Annotated in this window: 1 protein-coding gene; it reads right to left on the reverse strand. The window is 52.2% G+C overall.

Annotated features, from left to right (window positions below; all coding sequences use genetic code 11):
- On the reverse strand, nt 1-940 hold a 940-nt coding region (locus HBO24_RS29305; protein WP_170060842.1), incomplete at its 3' end, for an IS110 family transposase.
- Nucleotides 941-1,141 lie beyond the last annotated feature (201 nt).

Raw genomic sequence — 1,141 nt, forward strand, 5'->3', positions numbered from 1 at the left:
AAACCGCTTTTGACTGGTATTCGCTCAGGTTTTTCATGAGCGAAAAGGCGATGCGCGCCAGCTTGCGGCCAATGATGACCAGGGCTTGAGTCGTTTTCAGGCCCCTGGCCAGATAACCCTCGTATAAAGGTTTCCAGGCTTCTGACCTGATACCTGCTGACGCCGCGTTATGCAGCAATCTGCGTATCTCTGAATCTCCCTTCTTGCTCAATGAGCGGCGTCCGCTCATTTGCCCAGAATCGGATACTCTCAAGTCCATTCCCAAGAACGCGATGTAAGCGTCAGCACTTTCAAATTCTCCTCGCTGAAACGCCATTACCAGGGCAACCGCTGTCAGAAAACCAATGCCCTCGACGGCTTGGCAGCGCTTGACCTGATGCAAAAGCCCCGCCTCAGTAACAGCATCTAATATCCTTTTCTCAATGAGCCCCTCATGCCTATCAAGACACGCTGAAATGCTCTTGGACGAGGCCTTGAGTGATGGCTCGCCCGCCCAGCTCTGATTCAGCGCAACACGCATTTTCACCAGCGCTGCGCGTCGACGCAGCAAGCTTTGAAGCTTGGTATAAATCTTCGGCGGCGGATTCCAGGCGCGTAAATCAGCCTGTTCATTCTTCAAGTAGCGAGCCAGCAACTGCGCATCACTGAAGTCTGTTTTAGCGCGACCACCTGTGCCTTTGCGGTAATGGCTAAGGCGATATCCATCAATCACGTAAACGATATGGCCCATCGAATGAGCCAAGTTGACGGTATCCACGTGATAGATATTGGTGGCTTCAATTGCGATGGCGCTGCCCGCAGGCAAAGACTTCAGCCATGCCTTCAGCTCGCTTTTCTTGTTCGATACGATCTTTGTTTCAGCAGTTTCACTTTGATAAACAACTACTTCGGCTTTAGCGACATCCACTCCAATGATTGATTGCGAGACAGTCATTGCCATGAGAAAAGCTCCGGGTTAGGGTTTACGGGCTTGTCGGGGCTTCACCGTTGCGCTGGCTTGCTTCTATCGTCGGTCATGGCCGATGCATTCCTTATCGGCGCTTTGGTGAAGGGGTGGGGCGAAGTCTCCCACGGTCTGTACTGGCTAGAGTCAGATGCTGGCTTTTAGTCCCACCACCCCTACAAGTCTAACCATACAAGC

The organism is Pseudomonas sp. WS 5410 (genome assembly GCF_012985645.1).
GTDB lineage: Bacteria > Pseudomonadota > Gammaproteobacteria > Pseudomonadales > Pseudomonadaceae > Aquipseudomonas > Aquipseudomonas shahriarae.